General features: G+C 65.3%; 25 protein-coding genes and 1 tRNA gene. 7 read left to right on the top strand and 19 right to left on the bottom strand.

Features of this window, described 5'->3' with window-relative positions:
- Positions 1–44 precede the first annotated feature (44 nt).
- The 3 genes from K1T73_RS09960 to K1T73_RS09970 all read right to left on the bottom strand — a co-directional run bounded on the left by K1T73_RS09960 (position 45) and on the right by K1T73_RS09970 (position 4,629).
- Positions 45–2,399: a TRAP transporter large permease subunit gene (locus K1T73_RS09960; RefSeq protein WP_220600566.1), complete on the bottom strand. Its 2,355-nt coding sequence runs from the start codon at positions 2,397–2,399 to the stop codon at positions 45–47.
- 77 nt (positions 2,400–2,476) lie between these two features.
- Entirely contained in the window at positions 2,477–3,415 is a 939-nt protein-coding gene (locus K1T73_RS09965) for a TRAP transporter small permease subunit (RefSeq protein ID WP_220600567.1), read from the bottom strand.
- Positions 3,416–3,543: 128 nt separating this feature from the next.
- A complete protein-coding gene (locus K1T73_RS09970) occupies positions 3,544–4,629 on the bottom strand; it encodes a TRAP transporter substrate-binding protein (protein ID WP_220600568.1) in 1,086 nt (361 codons plus the stop codon).
- Between the two features lie 668 nt (positions 4,630–5,297).
- Here K1T73_RS09970 and K1T73_RS09975 point away from each other — a divergent pair.
- Positions 5,298–7,052, top strand: a complete 1,755-nt coding sequence (locus K1T73_RS09975) for an acetolactate synthase 3 large subunit (protein WP_220600569.1) — start codon at positions 5,298–5,300, stop codon at positions 7,050–7,052.
- 77 nt (positions 7,053–7,129) lie between these two features.
- Entirely contained in the window at positions 7,130–7,687 is a 558-nt protein-coding gene (ilvN, locus tag K1T73_RS09980; protein WP_220600570.1) for an acetolactate synthase small subunit, read from the top strand.
- A gap of 76 nt (positions 7,688–7,763) precedes the next feature.
- On the opposite strand, the gene K1T73_RS09985 is transcribed toward ilvN, so the two are convergent.
- A complete protein-coding gene (locus K1T73_RS09985) occupies positions 7,764–8,114 on the bottom strand; it encodes a hypothetical protein (RefSeq protein WP_220600571.1) in 351 nt (116 codons plus the stop codon).
- Between the two features lie 232 nt (positions 8,115–8,346).
- On the opposite strand from K1T73_RS09985, the gene K1T73_RS09990 reads away from it, so the two are divergent.
- The 3 genes from K1T73_RS09990 to K1T73_RS10000 all read left to right on the top strand — a co-directional run bounded on the left by K1T73_RS09990 (position 8,347) and on the right by K1T73_RS10000 (position 10,646).
- Positions 8,347–9,171: a helix-turn-helix domain-containing protein gene (locus tag K1T73_RS09990; protein ID WP_220600572.1), complete on the top strand. Its 825-nt coding sequence runs from the start codon at positions 8,347–8,349 to the stop codon at positions 9,169–9,171.
- A 102-nt stretch (positions 9,172–9,273) separates the two neighbouring features.
- On the top strand, positions 9,274–10,431 hold the full coding sequence (locus K1T73_RS09995; RefSeq protein ID WP_220600573.1) for an aromatic ring-hydroxylating dioxygenase subunit alpha: 1,158 nt from the start codon (positions 9,274–9,276) through the stop codon (positions 10,429–10,431).
- Positions 10,428–10,646: a hypothetical protein gene (locus tag K1T73_RS10000; protein ID WP_220600574.1), complete on the top strand. Its 219-nt coding sequence runs from the start codon at positions 10,428–10,430 to the stop codon at positions 10,644–10,646. The genes K1T73_RS09995 and K1T73_RS10000 overlap by 4 nt, the downstream gene beginning before the upstream one ends.
- A gap of 6 nt (positions 10,647–10,652) precedes the next feature.
- On the opposite strand, the gene K1T73_RS10005 is transcribed toward K1T73_RS10000, so the two are convergent.
- The 14 genes from K1T73_RS10005 to K1T73_RS10065 all read right to left on the bottom strand — a co-directional run bounded on the left by K1T73_RS10005 (position 10,653) and on the right by K1T73_RS10065 (position 23,041).
- A complete protein-coding gene (locus K1T73_RS10005; RefSeq protein WP_220600575.1) occupies positions 10,653–11,444 on the bottom strand; it encodes a DUF2189 domain-containing protein in 792 nt (263 codons plus the stop codon).
- A 67-nt stretch (positions 11,445–11,511) separates the two neighbouring features.
- On the bottom strand, positions 11,512–12,957 hold the full coding sequence (locus tag K1T73_RS10010; protein ID WP_220600576.1) for an amidase: 1,446 nt from the start codon (positions 12,955–12,957) through the stop codon (positions 11,512–11,514).
- A 139-nt stretch (positions 12,958–13,096) separates the two neighbouring features.
- Positions 13,097–14,224, bottom strand: a complete 1,128-nt coding sequence (gene prfB / locus K1T73_RS10015) for a peptide chain release factor 2 (RefSeq protein ID WP_220600577.1) — start codon at positions 14,222–14,224, stop codon at positions 13,097–13,099.
- 137 nt (positions 14,225–14,361) lie between these two features.
- A tRNA-Arg gene (locus tag K1T73_RS10020) sits at positions 14,362–14,438 on the bottom strand.
- Positions 14,439–14,565: 127 nt separating this feature from the next.
- Entirely contained in the window at positions 14,566–14,700 is a 135-nt protein-coding gene (locus tag K1T73_RS17910; RefSeq protein WP_259400212.1) for a hypothetical protein, read from the bottom strand.
- Between the two features lie 125 nt (positions 14,701–14,825).
- Positions 14,826–16,046, bottom strand: a complete 1,221-nt coding sequence (locus tag K1T73_RS10025) for a cysteine desulfurase (protein WP_220600578.1) — start codon at positions 16,044–16,046, stop codon at positions 14,826–14,828.
- A gap of 3 nt (positions 16,047–16,049) precedes the next feature.
- Positions 16,050–16,652 carry a Yip1 family protein gene (locus K1T73_RS10030; protein ID WP_220600579.1) on the bottom strand — a complete coding sequence of 201 codons (603 nt, stop codon included), beginning with the start codon at positions 16,650–16,652 and terminating at the stop codon, positions 16,050–16,052.
- Entirely contained in the window at positions 16,649–17,140 is a 492-nt protein-coding gene (locus K1T73_RS10035) for a YIP1 family protein (RefSeq protein WP_220600580.1), read from the bottom strand. Before K1T73_RS10035 ends, K1T73_RS10030 begins: the two co-directional genes overlap by 4 nt.
- The gene (sufD, locus tag K1T73_RS10040; protein WP_220600581.1) at positions 17,140–18,444 is read right to left on the bottom strand and encodes a Fe-S cluster assembly protein SufD; all 1,305 of its coding nucleotides are present in this window, start codon (positions 18,442–18,444) and stop codon (positions 17,140–17,142) included. Before sufD ends, K1T73_RS10035 begins: the two co-directional genes overlap by 1 nt.
- Positions 18,445–18,446: 2 nt before the next feature.
- The gene (gene sufC / locus K1T73_RS10045) at positions 18,447–19,202 is read right to left on the bottom strand and encodes a Fe-S cluster assembly ATPase SufC (protein WP_220600582.1); all 756 of its coding nucleotides are present in this window, start codon (positions 19,200–19,202) and stop codon (positions 18,447–18,449) included.
- A gap of 29 nt (positions 19,203–19,231) precedes the next feature.
- Positions 19,232–19,828, bottom strand: a complete 597-nt coding sequence (locus K1T73_RS10050) for a hypothetical protein (RefSeq protein WP_220600583.1) — start codon at positions 19,826–19,828, stop codon at positions 19,232–19,234.
- Positions 19,829–19,875: 47 nt separating this feature from the next.
- The gene (gene sufB, locus K1T73_RS10055; RefSeq protein ID WP_220600584.1) at positions 19,876–21,399 is read right to left on the bottom strand and encodes a Fe-S cluster assembly protein SufB; all 1,524 of its coding nucleotides are present in this window, start codon (positions 21,397–21,399) and stop codon (positions 19,876–19,878) included.
- 18 nt (positions 21,400–21,417) lie between these two features.
- Positions 21,418–22,461, bottom strand: a complete 1,044-nt coding sequence (locus K1T73_RS10060; protein ID WP_220600585.1) for a cysteine desulfurase family protein — start codon at positions 22,459–22,461, stop codon at positions 21,418–21,420.
- A gap of 118 nt (positions 22,462–22,579) precedes the next feature.
- On the bottom strand, positions 22,580–23,041 hold the full coding sequence (locus K1T73_RS10065; RefSeq protein ID WP_220600586.1) for an Rrf2 family transcriptional regulator: 462 nt from the start codon (positions 23,039–23,041) through the stop codon (positions 22,580–22,582).
- Positions 23,042–23,196: 155 nt separating this feature from the next.
- On the opposite strand from K1T73_RS10065, the gene K1T73_RS10070 reads away from it, so the two are divergent.
- Complete coding sequence (locus K1T73_RS10070; protein ID WP_220600587.1) at positions 23,197–23,850, top strand: alpha/beta hydrolase; 654 nt, start codon at positions 23,197–23,199, stop codon at positions 23,848–23,850.
- A 3-nt stretch (positions 23,851–23,853) separates the two neighbouring features.
- The gene (locus K1T73_RS10075) at positions 23,854–24,102 is read left to right on the top strand and encodes a hypothetical protein (RefSeq protein WP_220600588.1); all 249 of its coding nucleotides are present in this window, start codon (positions 23,854–23,856) and stop codon (positions 24,100–24,102) included.
- An 86-nt stretch (positions 24,103–24,188) separates the two neighbouring features.
- Here K1T73_RS10075 and nhaC read toward each other — a convergent pair whose 3' ends face one another.
- Positions 24,189–25,715: a Na+/H+ antiporter NhaC gene (gene nhaC, locus K1T73_RS10080; RefSeq protein ID WP_220600589.1), complete on the bottom strand. Its 1,527-nt coding sequence runs from the start codon at positions 25,713–25,715 to the stop codon at positions 24,189–24,191.
- Positions 25,716–25,772 lie beyond the last annotated feature (57 nt).

Raw genomic sequence — 25,772 nt, forward strand, 5'->3', positions numbered from 1 at the left:
GCCACCGCCCACCTGCGCCCGGTGAGGCGCAGGATCGCGCCGGCTCAGCTCGGGATGAGCGCCGGCACGATGGTCACGATCGCCGGGAAGAACCACAGGATCGCCAGCCCCACCACCTGGATCAGCACGAAGGGCGCGACGCCGCGATAGATATGGCCCGTGGTCACCTCCTTCGGCGCCACGCCCCTCAGGTAGAAGAGCGCGAAGCCGAATGGCGGTGTCAGGAACGAGGTCTGGAGGTTCACCGCGATCATGATCGTCACCCACTTGGGATCGAACGATCCGCCATAGATCACCGGCCCCACGATGGGAATGACGATGTAGATGATCTCGAGGAAGTCGAGCACGAAGCCCAGCACGAAAAGCACCAGCATCACGATCAGGAACACCTTGAACTCGCTGTCGAAGCTGCGCAGGAACTGCTGGATGTAATGCTCGCCGCCGAAACTGATGACCACGAGGTTGAGAAGTTGCGAGCCGATGAGGATGGTGAAGACCATGCTCGTGACCTTGGCGGTCTCGCGCACCACCGGCGTGAGGATTCCGCCCGAGTAGAGCACCCAGCAACTGAAGAGAAGCCCGAAGAGCGCGAAGAGATAGGCGGCCTTGGCGACAAGGAACGCGGCCCATGTCTCGAAGGCCACTTCGTCCAGGTTGATCCGCAGGTCGAAATTCACCCCCAGCAGGATCGCCACCACGATGGCCAGCGTGGCCCAGATGATGATCTTGCCCGAGCGGTCGTCATCCTTCAGCTTGCGATAGGCCGCCAGCATGATCGCCCCGCCCGCGCCCAGGGCGGCGGCGGGGGTCGGGTTCGTGATGCCACCCAGGATCGAGCCCAGAACGGCGATGATGAGGACAAGCGGCGGAAAGACGACCGCGACAAGATCGTTCTTCGCAAGCCGCCCCGCCGCATGGGATGCCCCGTAGAGCGCGAGGCCGAGCGGCACGAGCAGAAGCAGCGTCGTGGCCCCGGCACTGGTCGTCGGACCGATCAGCAGCACGTCCAGCACGAGCCCCAGAAGCACCCCGATCGCGCCCAGGATGAGCGGTCGCGGATCGGCCGAGGGCGCGATCCCGCGCCCGAAGGCCAGCACCAGCGCGAAGAGCAGGAAGATGATCGCCACGCCCGTCCCCACGGGCGCGACCGCGTCCATCTTGGCGGCGATCGCCTCGGCCATCTCCTCCTCGGTGCGCTCGTGGCTTTCGAGGACACCGCCGCTCGCGTCGATCTCCGCCTGTTCGGCGACGGCGGCGTCCCATGCCGCCTGCCCGTGCAGCTCGATCATCGCCTCGCGGCAGGCCGGCCTGACATTCGTGCGCAGCGACGCGCCCTCGCCCCGCGCGCTGAAGCTGCTGACGGTGATGTCCTGGCTGCCGACAAGGCCCACCTGTCCCGCAAGCAGCACACCGGCGACAAGCGCGACCGGGAGGCCGATGAGCCACGTGAATTTCTCGCCCCGCGTCGTGGGCTCGCCCCCGGCTCCGCCCAGCGACACGGCCGGCGCCTTCGACGGGTTGAGAAGCGCGTAGCCGAACGCATAGAGCCCGTAGAGCAGCGCCAGAAGGATCCCCGGCAGGAGCGCCGCCTGGAACAGCGTGCCGACCGAGACGACCGCCGGCTCGCCGAGATAGGTCAGCGCATCCGTGCACCCCGCCTCGATGGCCCGTTTCTCCTGCGCGACCGAATAGAGATCGCCCGCGAGCGTGCCCAGAAGCACGATCACGATCGACGGCGGGATGATCTGGCCCAGCGTGCCGCTCGCCGCGATCACGCCCGTCGCGATCTCGGGGCTGTAATTGTTGCGCAGCATGGTCGGCAGGCTCAGAAGGCCCATCGTGACCACCGTCGCCCCCACGATCCCCGTGGACGCGGCGAGAAAGGCGCCGACCACCACGACCGACACCGCGAGCCCGCCGGGAAGGGGCCCGAAGACGCGCGCCATCGTGGTGAGCAGGTCGTTGGCGATCTTCGAACGTTCGAGCGTGATGCCCATCATGACGAACATGAGCACCGCGAGCAGCGTCTCGATCGACTGCCCCGCCAGCACCCGCTCGTTCAGGCGGTTCACGATGAACGACACGTTGCGGTCGAGCGCCACCTCCCATCCCTGCGGAAAGACCGGCTCGCCGTATCGTGGCAGGTCGGGGTATCGGAAAAGGGATATGGTGTCCTGCTTCACCCCCTCGGCCAGCAATGCACGGTATTCGGCGCTCGAGGTGTCCACGGCCTGGTGGATCAGGAGGCCCGAACTGTCGAGCACGGCGATGATGCCGAAGGCGATGATCCCCGCCCCGCCGATCGAGAATGCCACCGGAAAGCCCGAAAGGATGCCTCCGAAGAGACAGAGGAATACGATGATCAGGCCGATCTCGACGCCATCTAGTCCGAAAAGCATGGTCCCTGCCCCTTATGTCGCGGTCTGCGTTCTGCGCCGGTCGTCCGGTCGCCGCGTGTCATTGCAAGGGTGACGCATCAATGCGTCCCCTCGAAGGCTTCCTCGCCTGCCCCGAGGCTGTCCCGGTCGAGATACTTGCCCTCGCTCACCGGCCCCTCTTTCCACTCGAGATAGGATCGGAAGAAGAACGCGATCGCCTGGAGGAACACCATCGCGGTGAAGAAGAGAAGCAGGACCTTGAACAGGAAATAGCCGTTGAACCCGTTCGGACTGAACCCGATCGTCTCGACGTTCCACCGCACCGCCCGCGCTTTCAGCAGCAGCCGGTCGAGCGTGTCGCTCGCCGAGGGTTTCGGCGTGATCAGGTGACGCCACAGGAAAAACCAGCCATAGAGCCAGATGAGCACGGCCATGGGCATCATGAAAATCAGGCTGCCCACCATGTCGATGATCCGTTTCGTGCGGAAGCTGACCGCCGAATAGACCAGGTCGACGCGCACATGCCCACCCTGCACGAAGGTATAGGTCGCACACAGGCACACGACGAGCGCGTTGTAGAGCTTGAGCTCCTCCGACCACCAGCTGATGTCCATCTGGAGCGGAATGCCGAAACCGATGGCGATGTCGGGCCGTACGAAGACCCGTTGGAGGAAAACGATGATGATCTGCTGGATCACCATCAAGAGCCCCGCCCAGGCAAAGAACCGGCCCACGCCGTTGGCGAAGCCCTCGAGCACCCGCACGCAAGCCCACATGAAGCCGTTGCGCCAGAGGCCGATTATCGTGATGACGAGGAAAAGGGTGAAGACGACGAAGAAGAACTCGAGCGATCCGCCGTAATAGACGACCCGCATGATCGCTTCGTTGTTGGACCAATCGAGCCAGAGCCCCGGATTGAGCACCGCGTAGGCCAGGTTGTAGAAGCTCATCAGGATGTTCTGCACGACCCAGACCACGCCGCCGAGCAGCCCGCCCAACGACTCCACCAGGCCGCCGCCATTCGCCTCGTTCTCCATGGATCTCCCTCTCACCCAACCGCGATGCCGGCCCCTCCGGCCCGCCTTTCGCGGGCCTCCCGGCGCTCAGGTGTCCCGTGCCGCGCCCCCGGCGATGCGGGGGCGCGGCCGTGTTTCGGTCTGCCGGATCAGATGCCGACGATGCGGTTGCGCTGAGCGGTGAACTCGCCTTCCGAACGGCTGCCCCAGGCGGCCGAGCTGCGCAGCGACTCCATGTAGCTGTCGTAGCATTTCTTGTAGAGTTCGTCGCCCATGGGCTCCTTCGTGACCTCTTCGGCCGCGGCGCCGAAGGCGTCCCAGACGCTGTCGGGAAACTCGAGGATCGTCACGCCGCCCGATTGCAGACGCTGCAACGCGGCCGAGTTGTTGGCCATGAATTGCGACATCGACCAGATGTTCACCGCCTGCGCGGCATTGCTGATGATGGATTGCTGCGCGGGCGTCAGTTCCTCGTAGACGTCGAGGTTGAGCGTCAGGTTCAGGTTGGGGCCCGGCTCGTGGAAACCGGCGGTGTAGTAGATCTTGGTGATCTCCTGGAAACCGGCCTTCTCGTCGGCCCAGGGCCCGATCCACTCGGTCCCGTCGATCGCGCCGCTCGAAAGCGCCTGGTACACTTCCGAGCCGGGAAGGTTCTGAACGCTCGCGCCGAGCTTGCCGAGAACCTGCCCACCCTGGCCCGGCATCCGGAACTTGAGACCCTGGAAATCGTCGGGGCTGTTGATCTCGCTCTTGAACCAGCCGCCCGATTGCGGCCCCGTGTTCCCGGCGGGGAACGGCTTGAGACCGAAGATCGGATAGAGCTCGTCGGCCAGTTCGCGGCCGCCGTCATGGTAGAACCAGTTGCTGTATTCCTGGAAGTTCATGCCGAAAGGCACCTGGCTGAAGAACGACAGCGCCGGATGCTGGCCCAGGAAATAGTAATCGACGCCGTGATACATGTCGGCCTGCCCCGCCGAGACCGCGTCGAACACCTCGAATGCGCCGACAAGCTCGCCCGCGGCCTTGAGATCGACGGTCAACGCGCCGTCGGACATTTCGGTGATCGCGTCGGCGCAATACTGCGCGGCATCATGCACACCGGCAAGGCCGCGCCCCCAGGTCGTGACCATGGTCAGCGTGCGGTTGCCCTGGGCATAGGCGGGCGCCGCAAGCGATGTCGCCGCGGCTGCCGATCCGCCAAGCGCGGTGTTTTTCAGAAATGAACGACGATTCATGTCGAGTGTCTCCTCCCGGTTTGTTTTACGGGGCGCCGGTGACGAAGCGTCGGGCGCGGGCCGTTTCAAGTGAAGCGGACATTATCGTCAGAGCCGCCTCATGGAAATACCGATAATCGCGCACGACGCCCCGAAACGGTCGAAAATTCCGCTCGGCAAGGGATGTCCTTGCGTCGGAAGCCTTGAGCGGCCGGGATTTTGCAACGATCTGGCGTCGCGGCCTGGCGGGCGGCACGCATCAACAAGAAGGATCCGGGGATCTCGCCCGACAGGCGCGCCGGGCCCAGCCGCACCGCGACCAGCAGGCGAAGAGCGGCAGGATGACGTAGTTGGCTCAGGTCTCGAGCATGTCGCGCAGAGATCCTGAATTAACTTGCCCGGAACGTGCCCTCCAGCGCATCTTTTGCAAACCAAATTGTCGCACCGCGCAATTTTCGCAATTATACAAGGGCTCGTATGGGAAATTCGCGGTTGACGCCCCCGCCGCCTCTTTCTAATGTCGCGCTCGCAGCATAAGGAGTGGCCCGCGCATGGCACGGCTAGTGGTAATCGTAGGTGAATGGCGCATGGGCCGGTAACGGTAACCCAGAACGGTCCCCATGCGCCCCCGGAATTCTCGGGGGCTTTTTTATGCGGCGCAGGATGAATGTCATGAACGGAGCAAGAAGATGACACGTCAGATGACCGGAGCGAAGATGGTGGTTCAGGCCCTCAGGGATCAGGGCGTGGACGTCGTATTCGGCTATCCCGGCGGCGCCGTGCTTCCGATCTATGACGAGATCTTCCAGCAGAACGGCATTCGTCACATCCTGGTGCGGCACGAACAGGGCGCAGTCCACGCCGCCGAGGGCTATGCCCGCGCGACCGGCAAGCCCGGCGTGGCCCTCGTGACGTCCGGGCCCGGCGCGACCAACGCCGTGACCGGGCTCACCGACGCACTGATGGATTCCATCCCGATCATCGTGCTCTCGGGCCAGGTGCCCACCTTCATGATCGGCTCCGACGCCTTCCAGGAGGCCGACACCGTGGGCATCACCCGCCCCTGCACCAAGCACAACTGGCTGGTGAGCGACACCAAGGCCCTGTCGGGCGTCCTGCACGAGGCTTTCCACGTCGCGACCTCGGGCCGCCCCGGCCCGGTGCTCGTGGACATCCCGAAGGATGTGCAGTTCGCCTCGGCCGAATACACCCCCGTCGCCCGCGCCAAGACCTCGCACTACCAGCCGCAAGTGAAGGGCGACATGGAGGCGATCACCGAGCTTGTCGAAGCGCTCGAGACCGCCGAGCGGCCGATCTTCTACACCGGCGGCGGCGTGATCAATTCCGGCCCGGCAGCCAGCCAGCTTCTGCGCGAACTGGTCGAGGCCTCGGGCGTGCCGATCACTTCGACGCTCATGGGTCTCGGCGCCTACCCGGCCTCGGGCAAGCATTGGCTGGGGATGCTCGGGATGCACGGGCTCTACGAGGCCAACATGGCGATGCATGGCTGCGACCTCATGATCAACGTCGGGGCGCGGTTCGACGACCGCATCACCGGCCGCATCGACGCGTTTTCGCCCCACTCGACCAAGGCGCATATCGACATCGACCCCTCGTCGATCAACAAGGTGATCAAGACCGACATTCCCATCGTCGGCGACGTGGCCCATGTGCTCGAGGACGTGCTCAAGGTCTGGAAGTCGCGCGGACGCAAGACGAACCGCGAGGCGCTGGCGAAATGGTGGAAGCAGATCGAGAAATGGCGCGAGGTCGATTGCCTCTCGTTCCGGCAGGACGGCCCGGCGATCAAGCCGCAACATGCGCTCGCCCGCCTCGAGGCGCTGACCAAGGACCGCAACCGCTACATCTGCACCGAGGTCGGCCAGCACCAGATGTGGGCCGCGCAGTATCTCGGCTTCGAGGATCCGAACCGCTGGATGACCTCCGGTGGCCTCGGCACCATGGGCTACGGCTTCCCGGCGTCGATCGGCGTGCAGATGGCGCATCCCGACGCGCTCGTGATCAACGTCGCGGGCGAGGCGTCGTGGCTCATGAACATGCAGGAAATGGGCACCGCCGTGCAGTTCCGCCTGCCGGTCAAGCAGTTCATCCTCAACAACGAACGCCTCGGCATGGTCCGCCAGTGGCAGGAGCTCCTGCATGGCGAGCGCTATTCGCACAGCTGGTCCGAGGCGCTCCCGGATTTCGTGAAGCTGGCCGAGGCTTTCGGCGCCAAGGGCATCAAGTGCGACGACCCCAAGGATCTCGACGATGCGATCATGGAAATGATCGACCATGACGGCCCGGTGATCTTCGACTGCCTTGTCGAGAAGCACGAGAACTGCTTCCCGATGATCCCGTCGGGCGAGCCGCACAACAAGATGCTGCTGGGCGAGGCGTCGACCAAGGACGCCATAGGTTCCTCGGGCGCGGTGCTGGTGTGACCTGACGGCCTCTTGAAAAGAACACGGCCCGGAGCTTTCGAAGCTCCGGGTCCGACCCGACAGAAGGAAGATCGAAGATGTCCGCCCTGAAGATCAAGAAAGGCACGACGAAACACTCGGCCTACAACCTCCGCCCGACTTTCTCGGACGTGCAGGAATCGCATACTCTCGCCGTCATCGTCGAGAACGAGCCGGGCGTGCTCGCCCGTGTGATCGGTCTCTTCTCGGGGCGCGGCTACAATATCGACAGCCTCACCGTGGCGGAAATCGACCACGAGGGGCACCGCTCGCGCATCACGATCGTCACCACCGGCACGCCGCAGATCATCGAACAGATCAAGGCGCAGCTCGGGCGAATCGTGCCGGTCTACCAGGTTCACGACCTGACGGTCGAAGGCCGCGCCGTCGAACGCGAACTCGCGCTCCTGAAGGTCGAGGGCGAAGGCGAAAAGCGCGTCGAGGCGCTCCGGCTGGCCGACATCTTCCGCGCGAGCGTGGTCGACAGCACGCTCGACAGCTTCATCTTCGAGATCACCGGCACCTCCGAGAAGATCGACGCATTCGCGGACCTGATGCGCCCGCTGGGGCTGTCGGACATCGCGCGCACCGGCATCGCGGCGCTGCCCCGCGGCTGATCCGCCGGGCCCCGGAACGAAACGGACCGCCGAATCTGTCTTCGGCGGTCCTTCGATTCGATCGGTCCGAGAAAGTTCAGGCGACCTCGGCGCAGCGGTGCGCGCTGAGCGATACCACGTTGTCACGCGCCTCCACGCAGCCCTCCGGTGCGCGGCAGGTCTCTTCGAGCGCCCCCATCGCGGCGCCAGCCTGCTTGAGGTCATGCGTCAGGGTCGGATAGCTCTCGCGCTCGACCACACGCGGACGCGACACGATGCGCATCTCCGCCGCTTCCTTGAGATCGAACTGGATGAGATCGCCCGCAGCGAACGGCATCGGTGCGCGCGCACCGCCGGTGCGACGATAGAAGGCCAGATCGCCATGATCGTCACACCAGACGACAGCCCGGTTCCTTGCATCATCGCTCCACAGGACAACTCCATACATGTTCGGCCTCCTCCTCATCGCTCGGTTCCCGATCAGCATGGCGCGACTGGGCGACGCGATACATGATCAATTCTGTGCGGCGGATTGTTCCTTTGTGTCACCTCGTGTAGCGTCCGACGCGATACCACGTCACTACTGACGCGATATGGCGTCACTTTCAACCTTGGAGCTATCCCCTGCAACTCGAATCCACTATAACAAGAGCGTTTCCGCGATCGCCCGGACACGCTACATGACCCGCTCTCCATCAAAACCGCAGCACGACGATCCGGGTGATCCCGCAGAACTCCGCGCGATCTTCGGCCAGAATCTTCGTGTGTTGTCCGAGGGTTACGATTCCGTGGCCGCGCTCTGCCGCGAGCTTGGAATCAACCGGACGCAGTTCAACCGCTACCTGTCGGGCGAAAGCTTCCCGCGCCCCGACGTGCTTCATCGAATCTGCCGCTTCTTCGGTGTGGACGGCCGCATCCTGCTCGAACCCGTCGAAACGCTGCGTCCTGCCTCGGGCGACCTGCTCAATCACCCGATGGTCGCGGGCTTCTTCGGCGCGGGGCCGATCGCGGTTCCCCCGGACCTTTTCCCGAACGGGTTCTACCGCTTCGTGAGGCCCAGTTTCATCGACCAGTCGCAATTCGTGATGGGCCTCGTCCACGTCACCCGTTCCGGGGACTACACCTTTCTGCGCGGCTACGAATCGCGCTCGGCCTTGCAGGCGCAGGGGCTGTCGCTCGACCCTCGGGATCGCGAGTTCCGTGGCATCGTCATGCGCCAGGAGGAAGGCGTCATGGCCATCGTCACCCACCGCGATTCGCTCGCCTGTTCCTTCAACTTCCTCGCCCCGGAAACCTCGTTCCAGTCGAACCTGTGGGAGGGCTACGTGACCCGGACCGTGCGCGAGAAGATCACCGGCCGACGCGCCACCCGGATGGTCTATGAGCATCTGGGCCGCGACTGCTCCGCGGTCCTTTCGACCGCGCGCAGCGCCGGGCTCATCCCGCTCGACCGCGTGCCGCCCTTCTACGCGCGGCTCCTGCGCCTTGACGAGGAATTCCGCTGATCCTCCCGGTCGCTCGACGACATGCCGATGTCGCCTTTTGTCGGTCGCATCCACGGCCTGCGTTGCATTGAGGAGAAAGCAACACCGCCACCGGAGGCAGCCATGACGTCCCTCACCGATCTGAGCAATGTCCGCGCCAGCGTCGAGCAGGCCAACGGCCTTCCCAACGCGCATTACGTCGACCCGGCCGTCTTCGAGGAAGAGAAGAACGCGGTGCTCTTCACGCAGTGGGCGGGGCTCGCCGTCGCCTCGGATGTGCCCGAACCCGGCGACGCGGTGCCGCTCACCTTCCTCGGCATGCCGCTCCTGCTCATCCGTGACAGGGACGGCGACGTGCGCGTGTTCCAGAACATCTGCCGGCATCGCGGCATGATCCTCGTCACCGAACCGCGCAAGATCGAGGGCGCGATTCGCTGCCCCTACCATTCGTGGTGCTACTCGACCAAGGGCGACCTCGTCTCGACCCCGCATGTGGGCGGTCCCGGTCACAACACGCATGACGCCATCCGGCGCGATGAACTCGGCCTCAACGAGGTGCGCAGCCATGTCTGGCGCGACGTGGTGTGGATCAACGTCTCTGGCGACGCCCCGGCCTTCGAGGACGCGATGTCGCATATCATCGAACGCTGGGCCGAATTCGACCTGCCGCTCTACCACGGTGGCCATGACAGCCGCTTCACGCTCGAACTCGCGACCAACTGGAAGCTCGCGGTCGAGAACTACTGCGAAAGCTATCACCTGCCCTGGGTCCATCCCGGCCTCAACAGCTACTCGCGGCTCGAGGATCACTACAACATCGAGGAACCCGCCGCGTTTTCCGGGCAGGGCACGATGGTCTATCGCCAACTCACCGACGAGAACGGCGACCGCTTCCCCGACTTCGCCGATGTGGGTGCGAAGTGGAACGAACAGGCGGAATACATCGCCGTCTACCCCAACGTCCTCCTCGGCGTGCATCGCGACCACGCTTTCGCCATCGTGCTCGAACCGCAGGGCCCCGAGCGCACGGTCGAGCATATCCACCTCTACTACGCACAGCCCGACACGCCCGAGGGCCTGCGTGCCAGAAACACGCAGCTTTGGAAGACCGTGTTCGAAGAGGACGTCTTCGTGGTCGAGGGCATGCAGAAGGGCCGCCACGTGCCCGGTTTCGACGGCGGGCGCTTCTCGCCTGTCATGGACAGCCCCACCCATTGCTTCCACGCCTGGATCGCCGGCAAGGTCGAAGCCTACCGGGGACAGCGACGAGCCGCCGAATGACCCCGCGAAGCCTGCATGCCCGCCTCATCGCCGCGCATGACCCGGTGAACAAGCCGGCGCTGGTGAAGCTCTATACCGAGGCCGCGGACACCGCGAACAATCTCGACGCGTCGTGCTTCTTCCTCACGCATGCCTATGTCTTCGCCCTCGACGCGGGTCACCCGGACGCGCCACGCCTGTACGCCCGCCTCAAGGCACATGGCCGCGAGGCCTGAACCCGCTCAGGCGGCCTGTGCCTGCGCCATCCCCGCCTCCATCGCCAGCCGGTAGAGATGCCAGCTCGCGTGGCCCAGAAGCGGCAGGATGAGGAACAGCCCCACGAAGCCCGGTATCATCGCCACGAAGGTGATCCCCGCGATGAACACCGCCCAGGGCAGCATCACGCCGGGGTTTTCCGTGACCGCCTGGAAGCTCGCGATCATGGCCGAGACGAAATCCACCTCGCGATCGAGCAGCATCGGCAGCGCCATCACCGTGATGTTGTAGATGAGGAGCGCGAACAGCGCGCCCACCACGCTGCCCACCGCCAACATGCTCAGCCCCTCCCGGGTGAGATAGACCTCGAAACTGGTCGAGATGTTGGTCATCGTCGAGAGCCCCAGGAAGAGCGCGAAGATCATGTGCGCGAGAAACACCCAGAACAGGAAGACCATGATGATGATCGCGCAGATCGACGGCAACTGCCGCCGGCCCTGCTGCAAGACGACCCCCAGGACCGGCCCGAGCTCGAGCGGCTCGCCCGCCTCGAGCCTGTGGCTCACCTCGTAGAGACCCACCGCCGCGAACGGCCCGACAAGCGGGAACCCGACGGCCGCGAAGATCAGCCAATAGGTCTGGCCCGTCGCCGCCGTGACCCAGATCATCACCCAGCCGAGCGCGACATAGACACCCGCGAAGAGAAACCCGTAGAAGGGCGCACGCCGCATGTCGCGCCACCCCCTGCGAAGCGCCTCGCCCAGCATTCCCATGCTGATCGGGCCAAGCTCCGGCACACCCGGTTCTTTCTCCATCATCTCGCGGCCTCATTTCTCACGGGCGACAGGCCCCGAACCTAGCGGCGCGGCGTGGGCGCGCAAATATCTATCTCGCGCTCAGCTTTGGCGGCGGATGCGCCGCGACGTGATCGGTCGCGCGGTGCCACGCTTCGGCGATCTCGAGCACCGCCTGGTCCGCCCCCGGCGCACCCACGATCTGAAGCCCCATGGGCAGGCCGTTCTTCCCGAACCCCGCCGGGACCGCCACCGCCGGCAGTCCGATCAGGCTCGCGGGTACCACGACCTCCATCCAGCGATGATAGCTGTCCATCGCCACCTCGCCGATCCGGTCGGGCCAGTCGCGGTCGAGCGCGAAAGGCCAGACCTGCGCGGTGGGCAGGACGAACGCGTCGAACCGCTCGAACAGCTCCAGCGCGCGATGATACCAGCCACTCCTGAGCGCGCTCGCCCGCTGGATCTCGGGCGCCGTCAGGGCAAGGCCGCGCTCCGCTTCCCAGATCGCCTCGGATTTCAGGCGCGCGCGCTTCTCCGCGTCCTCCATCATCGGCGCGAGCGACGCGCCCACGGCGAAGCTGCGCAGCGTCGTCCACGCCTCCCACAGCGCCTCGCGCGGATGCGGCGCGTCGAGCGCCTCGACCGCGACGCCCAGATCCTCGAACACCGCGAGCGCGTCTTCGCAGAGCGAAAGCACCCCCTCCTCGAAGGGCCACGCGCCGCCCCAATCGCCCAGCCACGCAACGCGCGTGCCATCCACCTGCCCCTTCGGCGCCAGGACAGGCGCGAAGGGCCAGCCTTGCGGATGCCGCGCATCGCGCCCCTCCATCACCGACAGGAGCAGCGCAAGGTCGCGCGGGCTGCGCCCCATCGGTCCGTTGGTGGACAACTGGTGCAGGTAAACGTCCTCGCGCGGCTCACCCGGCACGCGGCCCCAGCTCGGACGCATGCCGTAGACGTTGTTCCATCCCGCCGGGTTGCGCAGGCTGCCCATCATGTCCGACCCGTCCGCGAGGCTTACCAGCCCATGCGCAAGCGCCACCGCCGCACCTCCCGAGGAGCCGCCACAGCTTACCGAGGCGTCGTAGGCGTTGCAGGTCGCCCCGTGCACCGGGTTGTAGGTGTGACTGCCCAGGCCGAACTCGGGCGTGTTGGTCTTGCCGATCACGATCGCACCCGCCGCGCGCATCCGCGCCACGTGGATCGAATCGGACGCCGCGATCTGACCGGCGAAAAGCGGCGATCCCTGGCTCGTGGGCAATCCGGCAGCATCGGCGAGGTCCTTGATCGCCACCGGCAGCCCGTGAAGGGCCGCCCCCGGTCCCGCGGCATCGGCGGCGCGCGCCTCGTCCATCACCTCGCCGGTATCCCGCGCGCTCACCACCGCGTTGAGCCGGCCGTTCACCGCCTCGATGCGCTCCAGCGTCGCCTCCATCAGGGCGACGGCGGTCAATCGACCGGCCGCAATGCGATCGCGTTGGTCTGCGGCGCCGATCCTCAGAATATCTTCCACAATGGCTCCTGTGCGTTGCTGCATTGATCTCGAGACAAGAACGATCACAGCGTTGATAGGACCAAATCGCCCGCGATGTCACGACCCGTGAACACGGACAAACATTCGACGCTCGGTATCGTCGGTGCGTGGTATGGTACGGCCGCTTCTGGGGGGGGGGTCATCAATCCTCGCCCTGCGCCTCGGCCCGGCTCTTGCCGCTCACATCCATGGCCAGGGTCGCCGCCATGAACTGATCCAGGTCGCCGTCGAGCACGCCCTTCGTGTCGCTCGTCTCGACGCCCGTGCGCAGATCCTTCACCATCTGGTAGGGCTGCAGCACGTATGACCGGATCTGGTTGCCCCAGCCCGCGTCGCCCTTGGCCTCATGCGCGGCGTTGATATCCGCGGTCCGGCGATCGAGCTCAAGCTGGTAGAGCCGCGATTTCAGCGCCTTCATCGCGATATCGCGGTTCTGGTGCTGCGACTTCTCGGAACTCGTCACGACGATGCCCGTGGGATGGTGCGTGATCCGCACGGCCGAGTCGGTCGTGTTGACGTGCTGCCCGCCCGCGCCCGAGCTGCGATAGGTATCCACGCGAATATCCGCCGGGTTCACCTCGATCTCGATATCGTCATCCACCACCGGATAGACCCAGACCGAACAGAACGACGTGTGCCGCTTGGCCGCGCTGTCGAAGGGGCTGATCCGCACGAGGCGATGCACACCGCTTTCCGACTTGAGCCAGCCATAGGCGTTGTGCCCGCTGATCTTGTAAGCCGCCGACTTGATGCCGGCTTCCTCGCCCGGGCTTTCGGATTGCAGCTCGACCGTGTAGCCGCGCTTCTCGGCCCACCGCACATACATCCGCGCTAGCATGCTGGCCCAGTCGCAGGATTCCGTGCCACCCGCGCCCGCGTTGATCTCGAGAAAGGTGTCGTTGGCATCCGCCTCGCCGTTCAGAAGCGCCTCGAGCTCCTTGGCCGCCGCGCGCTCCCTCAGCGCCTTGAGCGCGCTCTCGGCCTCGCGGACCACCTCGGCGTCATCCTCCATCTCGCCCAGCTCGATGAGCTCGACATTGTCGGTCAGCTCGCGCTGGATCGTGTCATGGGTCTCGAGCGCGTCGACAAGCGCCTGCCGCTCGCGCATGAGCTTCTGCGCCCGGGCCGGATCGTCCCAGAGCTTCGGGTCCTCCACCCGCGCGTTGAATTCCTCCATGCGGTGCCGGGCGGTGTCCCAGTCCATACGCTGCCGCAAAAGCTCCAGCGAGGTTTCGATCTCCTGCACAACCGTCTGAATTTCCGCGCGCATGGGGGCCTCTTCTTCGTGCTACAGGTGGGCCTGATACCGCAGCCACGACGCCCCGGCAAGCGGCGCCGCGCGCGCGGCCCGACGCATCCGGCGCAATGGTCATGCGACATAGGCGCAAGGGGCGGATGAAAGTGGAATGGCGCACCTGAGAGGATTCGAACCTCTGGCCTCTGCCTTCGGAGGGCAGCGCTCTATCCAGCTGAGCTACAGGTGCCGCGTGTGCGCTCTATACCGGGCGGCCCGGGGGCGTGCAATCTTGAAAATCCCGCATTCCGGCGAGACAAAAGAAAACCGCCGGCTCCGACAGGAACCGGCGGCGCAATCAAATCCAAGGCGTGGCCTTAGACCGGGTTGCCGTATTTGTCATAGACGGGCTCGGGCTCGACATAGACGGGCTCGGGTTCTGCTTGCTGCTGCGAGCATGCTGCAGCGACGAGGCTCAGCGCGATGACCGCGGGGATTTTGAAAAGTTTCATACGTTTGGCTCCAAGTTTAGCAACAGTTTGACCTTAGCAAGGCCAGTGCGGGTTTGTCGATGCCATGCAGCAGGAATTTCCTTCCACATGTGACACTCATGTCGCGTCCGACGCCCCATGTCTACTCAAACGAGCAAATCGTGGGCAAGTTCCAACGCATCCACAAGCGCATCGACCTCCGCATCTGTGTTATATAAGCCGAACGATGCGCGGCAAGTGGCTGTGACACCAAGGTGGTCCATGAGCGGACCTGCGCAATGGTGCCCGGCCCTCACCGCGACCCCCTTCTTGTCCAAAATGGTAGAAATATCATGGGGATGCGCGGCACCGTTCATGCTGAAGCTGAAGATCGCGGCCTTGTCCCGAGTGGTGCCTTGTTGCATCAGCCAGTTCAAACCTTGGAGTTTTTCGACCGCGCGGTCGCGCAAACGGTCCTCGTGGGCGGCCACATTTTCCATCCCGAGGCCCATCAGATACTCCAAAGCGGCGCCGAAACCGATGGTTTGCACGATTCCGGGCGTCCCGGCCTCGAACTTCATCGGCGGATCCGCGTAGGTCACGATGTCTTTCGACACATCGCGAATCATATCTCCCCCGCCCATGAAGGGCCGCATCTCGGCAAGGCGCTCGTTCTTCACGAAAATCGCGCCGGAACCCGACGGACCATAAAGCTTGTGGCCGGTGATCGCGTAGAAATCGCAGCCCAGCTCGTCCAGGTTGACCGGCCCATGCACCGCGCCCTGGCTGCCATCGACCAGCACCGGAACGCCCCGCTCATGCGCAGCCGCGATGATCGGCGGCAGGTCCACCCGCGTGCCCAGCACGTTGGAAAGCTGCGTCAGCGCAATGAGCTTGGTGCGCGGGCAGATCGCGTCGATCACCTTCTCGGGGTCGAGCGCGCCATCGGGCTCCGTATCCACCCATTTCAGCACCACCCCCTGCCGCTCGCGCAGGAAATGCCAGGGGACGATATTGGCGTGATGCTCCATCACCGACAGGATGATCTCGTCGCCCGCCTCCATCCGCGGCATGGCCCAGCCATAGGCCACCATGTTGATGCCTTCGGTGGTGCCCGAATTCAGCACGATCTGCCGTTCGTCCGCGACACCGAGGAAGCGCGCGATGATACCGCGCACGGCCTCGTATTTCTCGGTCGCGATGTTGCTCAGCGTGTGCAGGCCGCGATGAACATTCGCATATTCATGCGAATAGGCCGTGGTCACCGCGTCGATCACCACCTGCGGTTTCTGCGCGGATGCGCCGTTGTCGAGATAGACGAGCGGCTTGCCGTTCACCTCGCGGCTCAGGATCGGGAAATCCGCCCTGATCTTGTCGATGTCCCACATGGCCTACGTCCCCGTTGCCGTGATTCCGAGAAGACCCGCCAGAATGGCCGAGATCAAGGTCAGCGCGATGATCGTCGCGACGAGGACCCCGAGGGCCTTGAAGATGTTGTCGAACCCATGCGCCGCGTCGATGAGCGCGAGGGTGATGAAAAGCGCCCAGGCCAGGTAGGCCAGGATCGCGAATGCCCCGAGTGGCGGCAGGATGACCCCCACCACGATCACGCCGAGCCCGAGGATCAGCGCCACGATCTGCAGCCAGATCGTGACGGCCAGCATGTCCTCGACCCGCGCGGTGCCGCCGAAGGCGCGGCCCACCACCGTGAGCGCGAAGACCGACACGATCGCCTGAACCCATTGCAGAGCGGCAAAGAGCAGCGGGCTGTAGTAAGCCGGGCTGAGGCGCAGCATGTCGCCCATAGGGTCGTCGGGAAGCGGCGCGGCCTGCAGGAGCGCCGACATCAGAAGCGACATCACCACCGCGATGAGGCTCAGCGTGAGCCAGAGCACCTGCGCGGGCCAACCCATCGCGATGATCCGCCGCCCCGCCTCGCGCGGATCGGTCAGGGTTTGCCGCAACAGGTCTTTCAGAAGTCCGCTCGCCGTCATGATGCGACCCGCCCCCACTCCGCGGCACGCATGCCCGCGATCCAGAACCACAGGAAAACCGCGCACCACAGCACGCCCACGATCACGAGGCCGGGCCCCGGCCCGATGAACCCGGCGACCAGCCCGTGCAAGAGGATGAGCGGTGTCGAGGCCAGAAGCGCCCAGAAGAGGGCAAGGCGCGCGGCATAGCCACTGCCCTCGCCCCCGAAGGCCCGGCTCACCAAATGCGCGACAAGCGCCAGCGCATAGAAGAAGAGCGGCGCGATGAAGAGCCAGCCCAGAAGCGCGCCGCCCAGCAGCGGGTTCAGCTCGCGCTCGGCCAGATGCGCCTCCCGCGCGAGGCGCGGCCATTGCGCCACGAAGATGATCAGGCAGGCCGCCATCAGGATGGCGAGCGCCCGCCCCTCGTGCCCGCCGGACGCCAGAAGGCGCCGGACCACGCGGCCCGGCCCCCTGTAGGTCGCCACGATCTCGCGGGCGACCGACATCAGCCGCGCCTTCTCTCGAGCCAACCCTCGAGCAGGACGACGACCTCGTCGCGAAGCGCCTCGTCGGCGATCTCCTCGACCGCCTCGGCCAGGAAGGCCAGCGTCAGCAGGTCGGTCGCGATCTCGCGCGGGATGCCCCGTGCCTGCAGGTAGAAGAGCGCATCCTCGTCGATCGCCCCACTGGTCGAGCCGTGCGAACAGGCCACGTCATCGGCGTAGATCTCGAGCTCGGGCTTGGCGAGGAATTGGCTGTCCCCGTCCAGCAGGAGCGACTGGCTGATCTGGTAGCCGTCGGTCTTCTGCGCCCCCGGCTTCACGAGGATCTTGCCCTGGAACACGCCCGTCGCGCCGTTGCGCAGCACTTTCTTGAACACCTGCCGGCTTTCGCAGCGTTCGGCATCATGCGTGACGAAGACCGTGTCGTCCTGATGGAAGTCCCCATCGCCCATGGCCGCGCCCGCGATATGCGCCGAGGCGTCATCGCCGGTCAGTTCCAGCACCGCCTCGTTGCGCGTCATCACGCCATTCGCGGTCATGGTGAACGACTTGAAGGCGCTCTCCCGGCCCAGCCGCCCGAAAAGATGCGTGACCGCCCGCCGCTCGTGATCGCGGCCCTGGACGCGGACGTGGTGGAACGACGCCTCGTCACCCACGTCCACCTCCATCACCGCGTTGAACCGCGCCGCGGCCGGCCCGCTCTCGAGCAGGGTGATCTCGGCCCCCTCCTCCAACTTGACCACGTGATGCAGCATCGCGTCCGAGGTCTCGGATGCGTGGTGATAGATCAGGTGAACGGGCTTCGACGCGCGGCCCGTGACATGCAGCAGGATGCCGTCGGGCGCAAAGGCCGTGTTGAGCGCGGCAAGCGGACGATCCACATGCGACTGCCCCCGCTCCTCCAGCGCGCCGTAAAGATCGCGCGCCCAGTGAATGTCCTTCGCCATCGCGTCGGCGAACCGCTCGATGCGAACCCCCTCCAGCGTCGGATCGTCGCTCGCCTCGGCGTCGAACGCCCCGTCCACGAAGACGAGCTTCAGCGCATCGACCCCGCCGAAGACAGTCTCGTCGCCCGCATCGAACAGCGCCGCCCGCGGCGCCTCGGGCTCGACCAGGCTGTCGGGCCGGGTGAATTTCCAGTACTCGTCCCGCCGCGCGGGCAGGCCGGACTTGCGCACGCGCGCAAGCGCCGCCGCGCGCGCCTCACCGGCCCAGACACCGCCCTCGGGCATGCTCAGCGCCTTGATGCGCGCCTCGGTCGCCTCCTGCTTCTGCGGGGTTGGTGCGTGTTTGCGAACCGGCAACATGGTCATGCCTCCTCCGCGATGATGTCTGCATATCCGTTCGTCTCCACCTCGATCGCAAGCTCGGGCCCGCCGGATTTCACGATGCGGCCATCGGCCATGATATGCACGACATCGGGTTTGATATGATCCAGAAGCCGCTGGTAATGGGTGATGACGAGGAACCCGCGCCCCGCATCGCGCAGCGCGTTGACGCCCTGCGCCACCAGCTTCATCGCATCCACGTCAAGGCCCGAATCCGTCTCGTCGAGGATGCACATCTTGGGCTCGAGCATCGCCATCTGAAGGATCTCGTTGCGCTTCTTCTCGCCGCCCGAGAAGCCCACGTTAACGGGCCGCTTGAGCATGTCGGCGTCGATCTGGAGGCTCTTGGCCCTGGCACGGATCTCCTTGAGGAAATCGGTCGCGCTGATCTCCTCCTCGCCGCGCGCCTTGCGCTGCGCGTTCACCGCCGTGCGCAGGAAGGTCATGTTCCCCACGCCTGGGATCTCGACGGGATACTGGAACGCCAGGAAAAGCCCCGCCGCCGCGCGCTCCTCGGGCTCCATCCCGAGGATGTCCTCGCCTTCGAGCGTCGCCGACCCTTCGGTCACCTCGTAGCCGTCACGCCCCGCCAGCACGTAGCTCAGCGTCGACTTGCCCGACCCGTTCGGCCCCATGATCGCATGGACCTTGCCACCCTCGACGGTGAGGTCGACCCCTTTCAGGATGCGCTTGTCCTCTTCCTCGAGCTTGACGTGCAGGTTCTTGATTTCCAACATCTTCTTCATCCTTTCATCCCGATCGGCGCTCAGGGCCGGATCATCATTTCTATCGTCGTGAGCAGGTCGGCGGGGTCGAGCGCCAGCGGCCGAACCTCGAACTCGGCCAGGCGCCCGTGATACCGGGGCTCCCCGAGAAGCCGCTCGACCTTGTGATACTGTCTGCGCGGCGCGTAATCGTCGAAGAGAAGCGTGACCGGCCTCGCCGTCCGCAGCGCCGTCGCCATCGCGCAGCCGGTTCTGAACCGGCCATCCACGAGCACCACGTCGGGTTGCTCGAACTCGTCGAGATCCCAGACACCGAGGGGATAGCGCGCGAACTTCATGTAGTCGTCCGCCCGCTTCGGATAGCCCCACGCCTTCGTCTCGCCCACGTCCGACCAGATCACGTCGACCTCCGAACGCGGCGGATTGGCATCGAACCAGCCCTGCATCATCGCCGCCCAGTCCTCGTCGCTCTCGACCGAGAAGACGCGCTTGCCCGGCATCTCGCCCGCCATCACAGTCGACCCGCCCGAACCGTATTCGAGGATCACGCGCGCCTCTTCATAGGCCGCGCGCACCCGCCCGGCCTCTGCCTCGGGCAGCGTCAATTCGGGGCGTTTCATGGAAACCACGTCATCCATCTGCAGACCCTCGGTCGGAGCCGCGGGGTGGGCATCGCGCCCACCGCCTAGCCGACGCTTCCCTCGAGCGAAATGGCCACCAGCTGCTGCGCCTCCATGGCGAACTCCATCGGCAGCGCCTGCAGCACGTCCTTGCAGAACCCGTTCACGACAAGCGCCACGGCCTCCTCCTCGTCCATGCCGCGCTGACGGCAATAGAACATCTGGTCATCGTCCACCTTCGATGTCGTCGCCTCGTGTTCCACCCGGCTCGAATTGTTGCGGACCTCGATATACGGCACCGTATGCGCGCCGCACTTGTCCCCGATCAGCAGGCTGTCGCACTGGGTATAGTTGCGGCTGTCCTTGGCCTTCGGGTGCATCGAGACGAGCCCGCGATAGGTGTTCTGCGCGCGGCCCGCGCTGATCCCCTTCGAGACGATACGGCTCCGCGTGTTCTTGCCCAGGTGCACCATCTTCGTGCCGGTATCGGCCTGCTGCATGTTGTTGGCGATGGCGATGGAATAGAACTCGCCCTGGCTCTCGTCGCCGCGCAGGATGCAGCTGGGATACTTCCACGTGACCGCCGACCCGGTTTCCACCTGCGTCCACATCACCTTCGACCGGTCGCCCCGGCAATCGGCGCGCTTGGTGACGAAGTTGTAGATGCCGCCCTTGCCGTTCTCGTCGCCCGGATACCAGTTCTGGACGGTCGAGTATTTCACCTCCGCGTCCTCCTCGACGATGATCTCCACCACCGCCGCGTGAAGCTGCGCGATGTCGCGCTGCGGCGCGGTGCAGCCCTCGAGGTAGCTGACATAGGATCCCTTGTCGGCGATGATGAGCGTGCGCTCGAACTGGCCGGTATTCTCGGCGTTGATGCGGAAATAGGTGCTGAGCTCCATCGGGCAGCGCACCCCCGGCGGCACATAGACGAACGAGCCGTCCGAGAAGACCGCCGAGTTGAGCGTCGCATAGAAGTTGTCCGACTGCGGCACGACGCTCCCGAGATACTTCTTCACCAGTTCGGGATGCTCGCGAATGGCCTCGCTGATCGAGCAGAAGATCACCCCCGCCTTCCGCAGCTCCGCCTGGAAGGTCGTTCCCACCGACACGGAATCGAACACCGCGTCCACGGCCACCTTTCGGCCCTCCGCCGGCGCGGCCTCGGCCCCTTCGACACCTGCAAGGATCATCTGCTCCTTGAGCGGGATCCCCAGCTTCTCGTAGGTCTCGAGCAGCTTCGGGTCGACATCGTCGAGCGACTTGGGCTTCACCTCCATCGACTTGGGACGCGCGTAGTAATACTGGTCCTGGAAGTTGATCTCGGGGTAATCCACCATGGCCCAGTCGGGCTCTTCCTTGGTGAGCCACCGCTCATAGGCCTCGAGCCGCCACTCGGTCATCCAGGCGGGTTCTTCGTTCTTTTCCGAGATCAGCCGCACGATATCGGGCGTGAGACCCTTCGGCGCATATTCCATCTCGATATCGGTGTTCCAGCCATGCTTGTAGCTGCTCCCCACCTCGCGCACCGCATCGACCGTCTCGCGGTCGACACCTTCCTTGACCTGCACATCGTCCAGAGCCGCCATCTCGTCTCTCCTCTCAACTCACGCCGCACGGGCGCGGTGTTTCTCGCGAAGCTTCGCCCAGGCTTCGGCAAAGCGCGTGATCTCGTCCTCGGTCGTCGCGGGGCCCAGCGAGACCCGAAGCGCCGATCCGGCCTCCGTCTCGTCGAACCCCATGGCCCCCAACACGTGGCTCGCCTGCGTCTTGCCGCTCGAACAGGCCGATCCGGCCGAGACGGCAAACCCCGCGAGGTCGAGCGCCATCACCTGCGTCTCCCCTTTCCAGCCGGGGGTGACGAAGCAGGAGGTGTTGGGCAGCCGCTCCGCTGATTTCCCGACAAAAATAGTCTCTTTTGAGGATTCCTCAAGCAGGTTTTCTAGAATGTTTCTAAGTTTCTCCACCCCGGCCCAGGTTCCCTCGGCCAGATCGCGCGCGGCGGCCTCCGCGGCGGCGCCGAATCCCGCGATCCCCACGAGGTTCTCGGTCCCCGACCGCCGGCCCATTTCCTGCCCGCCGCCCCTGATCCGGGCCGCCACCTCCGTGCCGCGCTTCACGACCAGCGCGCCCACACCCTTCGGCCCCCCGATCTTGTGCGCCGAGACGAGCGCCATCCCGGCCCCGCTCCAGTTGAACGCGACGGGCAGTTTGCCGAAGGCCTGCGTCATGTCGCACACGGCGAGGCCCTGCGGCAGCCGCTGCACGATCCCCGTCTCGGAATTGGCGGCCTGCAATACCGCGCGCTCCGGCGTGCCCGGCACGACGAGACCGTCGCGCCCCACCGCCAGGCTTTCGCGGATCCAGGCCCGCACCGCGTCATGCTCGATGCCCGCGCCTTCCAGGTCGCGTCCCGCGCAGGCCAGCGCCGCGGCCTCGGTCGCACCGGAGGTGAAGATCACGTCCGCCCCCTCGGCGCCCAAAGCCGCCGCCACCTGCCCGCGGGCGCGCTCCATCAGGCCCTTGGCCGCGCGCCCCTCGGTATGCACGCTCGACGGGTTGCCGACGAGGTCCATGGCCGCGATCATCGCCGCACGCGCCTCGGGCCGCAGCGGCATCGTCGCGTTGTGATCGAGATAGACGCGCGTCATGCCCGCCCCTTCTTCTTGCCTGAAATATCCCGGGGTGAATTGGCCGCAGGCCAAGAGGGGCAGGGCCCCTTCCCCCGCGACGCCGACGGCGACGCGGATCCCCGCACCGGCGCGCCGCTCATTCCTCGTCCACCACCGCGAACAGGGTCGGCACCGCCGGACAGGGGGCAAGGCTGTTGCCGATCACGTCGCTCAACCGCGTCTGGTGCAGGAAGACATAGACATGCGCGCTCAGCCCTTCCCAGAGCCGGTTCGTCATCGACTGCGCCTTCGACCCGCTCGCCCCGCCCGTGGCACCTGCGCCCTTGTGCAGCGCATCGACCGTCTCGTCGACGGCGGCCAGCACCTCGGCCACGCGGATCTCCGAGGCGGGCCGCGACAGGCGGTACCCGCCGCCGGGCCCCCGCACCGACGTCACGAGGTCGGCGCGCCGCAGCTTGACGAACAACTGCTCCAGGTAGGGCAGCGAAATGTCCTGCCGGCGCGACACGTCGCCCAGGGTCACGAGTCCCCCCGCCTGCTCCATGGCGATGTCGGCAAGCGCCACCATCGCGTATCGCCCCTTGGTGCTCAGTTTCATGGGCGTCGCCCCCGCCGAATTGATTGACCTTGCCCCGACCATTGCGTATCTGCGGGACCAGCCGACCCAACGCGTCGAGAAACTTAGAAACGTTCTAAGGTGGCACGGCCATTCCGTCAAGCAAGGCCCGCCCCCGAACCGTCGAAGGAACGACCATGCCCGAGGTTATCTTTCCCGGCCCCGAGGGCCGGCTCGAAGGCCGCTACCACCCCCAGAAGGAGAAAGACGCCCCCGTCGCCATCGTCCTGCATCCGCATCCGCAATTCGGCGGCACGATGAACAACAAGGTGGTCTACAATCTCCATTACGCCTTCTACAACATGGGCTTCACCGTCCTGCGCTTCAACTTCCGGGGCGTCGGGCGAAGCCAGGGCGAATACGACCAGGGCGTGGGCGAGCTTTCGGATGCCGCCTCCGCGCTCGACTATCTCCAGTCGATGAATGCCAATTCCAAGCATTGCTGGGTCGCGGGCTTCTCCTTCGGCGCCTGGATCGGGATGCAGCTTCTCATGCGCCGCCCCGAGATCACGGGCTTCGTCTCGGTCTCGCCGCCGGCCAACATGTACGATTTCTCCTTCCTCGCCCCCTGCCCCTCGTCGGGCCTGATCATCAACGGCACCAACGACCGCGTGGCGCCGCCGCAGGATACCCATGCCCTCGTCGCCAAGCTGAAGGAACAGCAGGGCATCACCATCACGCACGAGGAGCTCGAGGGCGCCGACCATTTCTTCCAGGACCCCCACATGGAGCCGATGATCGAGACGGTGACGAGCTACGTGAAACGACGGCTGACCGAGGGGACGCGCTGAGCCATGGGCGTGACCGAGGACCTGGCCGACGAGCTCGCGCGCGACGTGATCAAGTTCATGGAGGCGACCGACGGCGACGAACAGATCATCGCCGACATCAAGAAGGTTCTCGGCGCGTCCTCCCAGACCGCCGAGGAAGCCTTCCTCACCGCCATCCGCGTCCGCCGCGCCAACATCAAGGCCCGCGCCCTGCTGGTCGAGCGCGCCCGCGAGTTCAAGGCGCGGAAGGCCGGGGATAGCCCGCCTGAATAGCCGCCCCGCCGCGTCTCATCCACACGAACGGGCCTGCCTCCCACCGGACGCAGGCCCTTCTGTTTTCCCGGGTGATGCGCGCCCCTTTACCGCGCCGGTTCGACCGGGGGCTCGAGGCCCTCGAAGGGATCGTCGTAGCCATATCCGCTCAGATCCGTCACGGCACGGTCATGCTCGCGCCAGTCGCGCCGCTGCTCGTCGCTCGCCATGGGCGAGAAGAAGCCCGTCCAGGCATAGAAAATCCCGATGATCGGCGACAACCAGCAGGCAAAGGCCAGGGGGATATACAGCAGGTTCTCGTAATTGCCCTCGACGATGCCGAGGCCCAGGGCGGTGATGACGAACGCCCCGCCCGCATTCCACGGGATGAGCGGCGAGACAAGCGTGCCGCCCTCCTCGATCGCGCGGCTGAGATTCAGCGTGGACCGTCTCATCCCGCGATAGACGGGCGAGTACATCCGGCCCGGAAGCGCGATCGACAGATACGGATCGCCCGCGACAAGGTTGGTCGCCGTCGAGGTCGCGATGGCCGCGGTCTGGACGCCCGAGAAGGAATGGACCTTGGACAGGATCTTGTCGATGATCGCCTGAAGGCATCTCGTCCGCTCCAGCGCCCCGCCGAAGCCGAGCGCGATCAGGATAAGCGAGATCGTCCACATCATCGACTGGATGCCGCCGCGGTTGAGCAGGCTGTCGATCTCGGCGACGCCTGTGTCGATGGCATAGCCCGAATTGGCGAAGGTGAAGGTGTCATGCAGCGAGGCCCCCTGGGCGATCATCGCCGTGATGGCGCCCGTGACCACGCCGGCGAAAAGCGACGGGATCGGCGGTTGCTTCAGGATGGCCAGCAGCAGCACGAGGATCGCCGGCAGCAGCATCCAGGGCGAGATCACGAAACTCGCGTCGAGCGCGCCGGTGATGCTCTCGATCCGCTCGAAAGACACCTCGCTCTGGCCGATCAGGGCATAGCCCGCCCAGATATAGATCACGAGCGCGATCAGCATCGACGGGATCGTCGTCGGAAACATGTTGCGGATGTGATCGAAGAGATCGACCCCCGTCACCGCCGGCGCAAGGTTCGTGGTATCCGACAGGGGCGAGATCTTGTCCCCGAAGAACGCGCCCGAAACCACCGCGCCCGCCGTCCAGTAAACGGGCACGTCGAAACCGGCGCCGATCCCCATCAGTGCAAGGCCGATCGTGCCCACCGTGCCCCAACTCGTGCCGAGCGAGACCGACACCACCGCGCACATGATCATTGCCGCTGCAAGGAAAATGCTCGGCGACAGGATCTTCAGCCCGTAATAGATCAGCGTCGGAACGGTGCCCGAGGCGATCCAGACGCCCACGATCATGCCGACAACGATCAGGATCGAAACCGAGGGAAGCGAGACGTTGATGACGCGAAAGATGCCCTCTTCCATGTTGCGCCAGTCATGACCCAGGTAAAGACCCACCAGCGACGTGATGGCGAGGCCGATGGCCAGCGGAATATGCGGGGTGAAATCGTCGAAGTAGAAAAGCTGAACGCCCAGCACCATCAGCGTCAGGATGACCGGAACGAGCGCCAGCCCGAAAGATGGTTGTCGCGGATCTATGGTGTCGCTTGCCATGACAAGTCTCCTCTAATCATTTCTCGGGACTGCGCGTCCCGCGCATCATGAGCGGCG

It is taken from the genome of Roseovarius sp. SCSIO 43702, from assembly GCF_019599045.1.
In the GTDB taxonomy this organism is placed as follows: domain Bacteria; phylum Pseudomonadota; class Alphaproteobacteria; order Rhodobacterales; family Rhodobacteraceae; genus Roseovarius.